This window comes from Alkalibacterium psychrotolerans (assembly GCF_054784355.1).
This window is the reverse complement of the sequence record NZ_BAAGPH010000114.1, coordinates 1-7,401: the sequence shown is the minus strand read 5'-3', so window position 1 is coordinate 7,401 and position 7,401 is coordinate 1. Positions and strand designations below refer to the sequence as shown.

Annotated in this window: 5 protein-coding genes; 4 read left to right on the top strand and 1 reads right to left on the bottom strand. The window is 39.7% G+C overall.

Translation table 11 applies throughout. The features are described from left to right. Positions 1-235 precede the first annotated feature (235 nt). The 4 genes from ACYVLS_RS09530 (at position 236) to ACYVLS_RS09515 (ending at position 6,070) form a co-directional block, all read left to right on the top strand. The gene (locus tag ACYVLS_RS09530) at positions 236-2,536 is read left to right on the top strand and encodes a glycoside hydrolase family 65 protein (RefSeq protein WP_460323934.1); all 2,301 of its coding nucleotides are present in this window, start codon (positions 236-238) and stop codon (positions 2,534-2,536) included. Between the two features lie 544 nt (positions 2,537-3,080). Further along, positions 3,081-3,791: a hypothetical protein gene (locus tag ACYVLS_RS09525; protein WP_460323932.1), complete on the top strand. Its 711-nt coding sequence runs from the start codon at positions 3,081-3,083 to the stop codon at positions 3,789-3,791. A 29-nt stretch (positions 3,792-3,820) separates the two neighbouring features. Further along, positions 3,821-4,087 (top strand): DUF4282 domain-containing protein, encoded by a 267-nt coding sequence (locus tag ACYVLS_RS09520; protein ID WP_460323930.1) that lies wholly within the window; start codon positions 3,821-3,823, stop codon positions 4,085-4,087. A 180-nt stretch (positions 4,088-4,267) separates the two neighbouring features. Further along, positions 4,268-6,070: an HNH endonuclease gene (locus ACYVLS_RS09515; RefSeq protein WP_460323928.1), complete on the top strand. Its 1,803-nt coding sequence runs from the start codon at positions 4,268-4,270 to the stop codon at positions 6,068-6,070. A 148-nt stretch (positions 6,071-6,218) separates the two neighbouring features. Here the strand turns inward: ACYVLS_RS09515 and ACYVLS_RS09510 are convergent, their stop codons facing one another. Then, positions 6,219-6,926, bottom strand: a complete 708-nt coding sequence (locus ACYVLS_RS09510; RefSeq protein WP_460323926.1) for an SDR family oxidoreductase — start codon at positions 6,924-6,926, stop codon at positions 6,219-6,221. Positions 6,927-7,401 lie beyond the last annotated feature (475 nt).

Genomic DNA, 7,401 nt, shown 5'->3' with positions numbered 1-7,401 from the left:
GGTGCAGTTCTTATTGATTGTCACGAAGACTGGCTAAGTTCAACTCGAAAATATATTCAATTTTGACCGCAAGGTTAAGACACGAAAACAGTGTACTGTATTTTACACAATATTATGGACTTGACTCATTTAACTATTTGTATGTTACAATTTCTGCAAACAATGATGGCGATTTCATTTGTTAGATAGATATCTAACGCTTTGAGAGACTAATAAAGAAAAGGAGATTTTTAATATGAATTCCCTAGATTTAAATCAGACAAACTGGGTACTGAAAGAGGAAAGTACTAATCCCGAAACAATTGCACAAAACGAAACGCTGTTTGCTTTATCAAACGGTCATGTGGGTACACGTGGTAGTCTGGAAGAAAGCCATTTGGTGTCTGATTATGGGCACAGTGAAGCGACTTTAGTGAATGGTTACTATGACAGTGAACCAATTCAGTATGGCGAGTGGGCTTATGGGTATGCGAAAAACCATCAGACCGTGATACCCGTACCGCACGGCAAGCATGTGGTTATTGAAGTGAATGGTACGCTTTTTACATTGGAAGAAGGTACGGTACTTTCTCATTCACGTGAGCTGAACTTGAAAGAAGGCTTGTTGACGCGCACCTTTAAATGGCAAGCACCGAGTGGTGAGGTGATTGAAGGGCAGTTTGAACGCTTAGTTTCTTACCGTTATCCAGAAATTGTGGCTCAGTCACTGAAAATTAAAGCCGTCGAATCAGATGTACCGATTAAAGTCTCCTTTGAAATGGACGAATTGGATTCGTTAGGAAAACAGACGGCTGAAGATGACAACGATCCGCGAGTTAAGGCTCAAAAAGAGCGACGTTTTACTATTGAAAAAAGAGAAATGAAAGATGATGCGACTTATGTCCAGATTAAAACAAAAGCGTCTGATTTGTCGCTATGGATAGGCTCTGCAGTGAAGACGTCTTCTGAAAAGTTACAGCGACATTTAGATAAACAATCGGTTACGTTTGAAGGGACGATTGAAGAAGGCGATTCAGTGACATTTGAACAGTTTACTGCCTACAGTAATCAGTTCATTTCAGATGAGGATGCTGAAAAAGTCTTGAAACATCTTCATAATCAGGTGCAGACAGTGCGTGATTTAGGTTTTGAAAGTGTAAAAGCTCAGCACTTAGAAGACATGGCTGAATTCTGGAAACAGTCTGACATTGAAATTGACGGAGACGATCAACTACAGCTTGGACTGCGTTTCAACTTGTTCCATTTAAATCAGGTAGCTGCACGTGACGGCAAGCGCAATATGTCGGCAAAAGGACTGACCGGTGAAGGCTATGAGGGACATTATTTCTGGGATACGGAAATGTATATGATGCCATTTTTCATTTACACGCAGCCTGAAGTGGCCAAGTCACTATTGTCTTACCGCTATACTATTTTAGAACAGGCCCGTGACCGTGCACGTGAAATGGCGATTCAAACTGGCGCACTCTTTGCCTGGCGAACAATTAACGGGGAAGAAGCTAGTCCTTATTATCCAGCCGGAACAGCTCAGATTCACATTAATGGCGATATTGCGCATGCGGTGGATGAATACGTGCAGGCTACTGATGATGCAGAATTTAAATGGAACAAGGGACTGGAAATTGTCAGTGAAACAGCACGCTTTTACTATGAGTGGGGACATTTTGACGAGACAAAACAGGGCGCTTTTGTCCTGAACGAAGTCACCGGCCCGGATGAGTACACGGCTTTGGTCAATAATAATTATTATACTAACTTGATTGCTCAGAAGAATCTGTTGCTTGCAGCTGAGTGGATTGAAGAAGTTCTGGAAGCTGATGTAAAAGAAGCGAAAGACGTTCTGGAAAAAATCGGCTTTACAGAATCGGAATTAGAAGATTGGAAAAAAGCAGCTGATAAAATGTTCTTCCCATATGACGAAGAGCGTCAGCTGTCGATGCAGGACGACTCCTTCTTCAGTAAGAAGGTCTGGGATTTTGAGAATACGCCCGATGAAAACCACCCACTGCTCTTACATTATCATCCGATGACTATTTACAAGCATCAGGTCAATAAGCAGGCGGATACGGTACTGGCTCAAATTGTCTTCCCGGAAGTCTTTTCACTGGAACAAAGAGCAAGGGACTATGACTATTATGAAGGGGTCACGACTCATGATTCCTCACTGTCACGATCCATTTTCGGCATCGCGGCCAGCGCTTTGGACCGAATGGACAAAGCTTACAGCTACTTCATGGATACCGCGCTGATGGACTTGAACGACATGCAGAGCAACACAAAAGATGGCGTCCACGCAGCCAATATGGGCGGCACCTGGATGAGCATAGTCACTGGTTTTGCCGGCATGTCGGTTGTGGATAATCAGCTGACCTTCAAGCCGCGTTTACCGAAAGAGTGGCAGGCACTGCGGTTTACGATTCAGTTTAAGAACCGTCATATTAAAGTGGAGATGACTGAAGGAGATACGAAGTATACCTTACTTTCGGGAGAACAACTGGAGATTAAGCATTTTGACGAAGTGAGAGATTTGAAATAAGATTTAAAGATGAAAGTACCCGCTAATTTTAGATGGTTAGCGGGTGCTTTTTTTGTGGACTAAACAATTTAATGGAATCGTGTAGTTTATTTTAGTTTGAAGGCAGGAACTATAGTGCGCGTTAAGTAAGGCGCTATTTTAATATAGCGAACTACACTCAAACCCATTTATTAGGCTGAATCGTGTAGTTCATTTTTCTGAACTAAACAAAATGGGCGTAAGCGTGTAGTTTGGGTGAAAAACTTTAAAAGAACTAGACACTAAATGGAGTAAAGCAGCCCGCTGCTTTTACACTATAACGTTCTCATTAGATAAAAAATACAAATTAATATTATAAAAATTATGATGGAAATAAATCTATCTTTGTAGTGAAGTGAACATAATGAAAGCGCTATTTTAAAGAAAGGGTGATTTTACTTTTCGGAACGATTAGGATTCAAGGAAGAAAGGATGGATTCTATAAGCTATATCTCCAAATCGTTAGTGTTAAGCTGAACATATTTCTAAATGGTTTATCATCGTAGACACTCGAGGAGGTACACATATGCCAAAGCGTTTAATAAGACAAACTATACTGTTTTCGTGCCTTTTGCTCGTGCTAGCAGCGTGTGAAGAGGACGTGGATTCAGACCCAGTGGAAGAGGAAACTACAGAGGAAAGTTCTGACGAGGGAGTAGTCGAAGCAGAAGAATCAGACGAAGAGGGAGACCTTGATGAAGACAATCAAGATGGTGAAGAAGAGGAAGATAATGAAGAAGACTCTGAGGAAGAATCATCCAGTGATGTAGGTCGACGCACTAATCCGGTTCCGCTTGGCGAGTCGATTACTTTTGAAGATACTTATCGCAGCGAAGATTTTGAAGACCAGTACGATGCCGTTTATGAAATTGCCGTCACGGATGTGGTTAGAGGCGAAGAAGCCTGGGCTACATTGGAAGAAGAGAACAGTTTTAATGAACCAGCTCCTGAAGGAATGGAATGGGTCATCATTAGTCTTGAAGGAACATTACATGAGGGAGACGAAGACGTTCCATATACGGTTGTCCCGTGGTTCTCTGTAGTAGATTCTACTGGAAGTGAAGTGGCGCAAGATGAATATGCCAGCTTATCTGGCAATGAATACGGCTTTGTGGACCTTTTTCCAGGTGGATCAACTTCCGGACGCATAACTAAATATGTTCCTGAAGGCGATGACAGTCTCTTGGTTATGGATGAATTTTTCGCCAGTGGTATTTATTTTTCATTGAGTGAATAAACATAAATAAATTGAGAAGGACGTGTTATATGAGTTATCAGGAATACAATCAAACTAACGTAAGAGCACAATCCTACTTTAAGTTTGACCGGATGATTACGCCAAGAATAATTGAAATTATATTTGTAATAGGCCTGGTCGTAACGGTTCTCGCAGGATTGGCAGTCATGAGTCAGAGTGTTTTAGCTGGTATTCTTATCATTTTGATAGGACCATTGATGATTAGAATAAACTGCGAACTCATTATCGTGGTGTTCAAAATTCATGAAGCCCTGCAGGATATCCGTCAAAGGTAGGGAATATATTATAAAATAACAAAAGTGTGTCTCTTGATTGAGGCGCACTTTTTACTTAAAGAGTGTAAAATGGCCTAACTGACAGCATAAAAAGCGCTTACATGTGATATACTGATAGTATTATTGATGAAATGAAATAAGCTAATGACTAGTACTTATAAACAAGCTAGGAGGAAACTTATGGATGCTCAAACGGAGAAAGGTCTAAAAAAGCGACTATTGGAATTATATCCGAATTATATTTATGACAGCATAAAGGAACTGAAGACTCACTCTGTGTATTCTATTTTAAAAATTCAGGCTAAAGAAATGAATATTAGTGAAACAGCCTTGTTGAAGAAAATGGGATTTGAGAAACTCATGGCGTACGATATAAAGCGCATGAAGGAAATAATTAAAGACTACGACTTTATTCAATCAGACTATTCAGGTTTTTTTGGCGTTAAGCGTCAAGCGATTAGCCCCCACATGGATAAAACGCCTAACAGACATTATTTCTGGAAGCCCAGAAATTTAACAACTAAAGAAGTTAATCAGCTCATTAATCAACTGATTAAACCGAAAAAGTGGCATCTGCATGATCCGGAGTCCGGGATGCACTACCAATTGCTGACAAATTTTAATAAAGTAGGTAGTATGAATGAACTAAAGTTATCTCTACTTGACAGGGATAATGACAAAAAAGGTGTATACTTTACTGAGCTAAACGGAAGCGAGCTGTGGGGTCAGTTAAAGGCAAACGGGTACGTGGATTTTTCTGAAAGTAAGCACAAGAAACTGTTCCAGCTTAAAGAACAGGTCGAAAGTCATTTAGAAGCAGATGGGTCAATTAATGCGTCCATGAAAGCGCAGCTGGATGACATATTAAAAGAGAGCACGTTTACTGAGCGACTAGATTTGCTTCGATACCTAGGATATGATGATGTACATGATTACAAAGATAAACGCTATGCTGATAGTGAGCGTTTTAAGAAAATTATCGAAAAATTTATTGTTGAAGGTAAGAACGTAAAAATACCGGCACATTCACCCGAGTACGCTTTTCTTTCCAATAACGCAAATAGAAACGGCAAGTCATTCAAAGAGTTTATTGAACAAATGGGTTACAACTATATCACCACTCGCAATACTGATGCGACACAGGAAAGAATCAAGCAAAAACTGAAAAAGAGAAATTTTAAAAATAACTATATCTATATTGATTCATATGATCCTTTATATAATTCTTTGGCAACTACTGCTTACGGAAAGAACAAATCTTTAAAAGAGTTTCTGCGTGAGAAATATGGGTATGAACAGAAAAAATTAAATGAGATTGAACTGGATACAGAATTGTATGATTGGACTACAGAAGTTGAGATTTTGGATGAACAAGATATGAGGGAACTTCTGGAAGAATCTAGAGTTAATAACGTTGTTATCATTGAGACACACTCCGCTTTGTATACACAGCTTAGTCGATATGCTAAATCGATAGAAACGACTGCAACCGGAGTATTAAAAAAATGGAACATCCCTTATAAATTTGTGACTCGTACAAAAAACGAAAACACGCAAATTGAAGATATGCTGGAAGATTTGGAAGCGTTGAACAGCTCCCTTGCAAAGTATACAGAGAGTAAGGAAAAGTTTAAACGAAACAGTATGCTTGTCAGGAAACTGAAGGAACTCTATGGCTACAGCTGCCAAATTTGTGCAAAAGATAATAGTATTCCAGCAATAGTTACTAATAACGGACAAAACTATGTGGAAATGCATCACATCAAACCCGTTAGTAGTTTTAACGATGTCGCAACTGCAAACGATGAATCGAACACACTCATCGATCATTACAAAAATTGTTTAGTAGTCTGTCCACACCATCATAAAGTTATTCATTATCAAGGAGGCGGCTTTAAAATGCTGGTTAAGCAGCATAACCAGACCTATTTGAAGACGGATAATGATGAATGGCTGATGATTGCTACGAATTATCACTTGTAGCTAAAGCTGAACAGATCATCCCCAATAATTAATTTTAGAGTTTAGATAAATATGGCTAAACAAACACCCCCTAAAGTTAGATTATTTTGTCTAACTTTCGTGGGTGTTTCATGTATGAGCCCACTTTTTTTGAAAAATATTTAGTGCACTACTTTGACTCAGGTATATGATTCTTGATAACAATTTCTGGAACAGTTAAGTTTTGACGTGGTTTTACGTTAGCTAAGATAATATCAGCCACATCGTCTGGGTCCATGAGGTGCTCAATCTCATCTTTAGAATACATGTCATCCCAGAAGCTTGTTTTCATACCACCCATATAAGCAGCTAGGACATGAATATCGGTGTCGTTCAGCTCCTTGATGATACTTTCGGTAAAGCCGCGCTGACCGTATTTGCTGGCACAGTAGACCGATTCTAAGGTTTTTCCTTCCAGACCGGCAGTGGAAATGACCTGAATAATGGTCCCATCATTTCTCTCTTTCATCTCCGGCAAGACTGCTTGTGTGCAAAAAATCGTCCCTTTGAGGTTAATGTCAATCATCTGATCAATCACATCAGTGGTCAGTTTCTCCGCATCATCAAAAACTCCGACACCCGCATTATTGACAAGGACATCAATTTGTTCGCTTTCTTCTCTAATTTCATTGAACACTTTCTCTACTTCATCAGCGGACGACACATCTATGGTGTAAAGTGAGACATTGTCGGAAGTCATTTTATCCGCCACATATCTCAGTTTGCTGTAGGTCCGGCCGAGCAGCGTGACATGGTAATCCATTTCCGCATACTTCAATGCCAGAGAAGCCCCCAAACCACTCCCTGCACCCGTTATCACCACATGTTTTTTATCCATTCCATTATCCTCCTTTAACCGTACTTTCTTAGCTTAAACGTACCAAATAAAGCGGTTTATAGCAAAGGAAACGGTATGGCTCAGGGGATATTTTGAGTTGGAATCAAATACTAAACAATTATGCACTACGAGTGTAGTTTACTGTCTCTTATTAAGATTAAACACGTCTGAGTGACGAGTTTACCGCTTGAATTTCAGGGCAAACTGCATCGAGTCCCTGGATATCGATTAAATTGTTCAGTTCGTAAAACTGAACTGAACGTTTTTGCTAGTGTAGTGTAGTTTGACCCACAGAACGACCTATTTACTTAACATCAAAGAAAGTTTAGTGAGTTTCTCGCTTTTTGGTAAATGAGCCAATTTCATAATTATTTGTCGTGTTTAACACCTGATAAATCAACTTTTTTAAAACATAGAAAAAAGGAACCCCCCCATATGGTACAATTAGGTTGTCGACTAAGACACGTACTCCAGG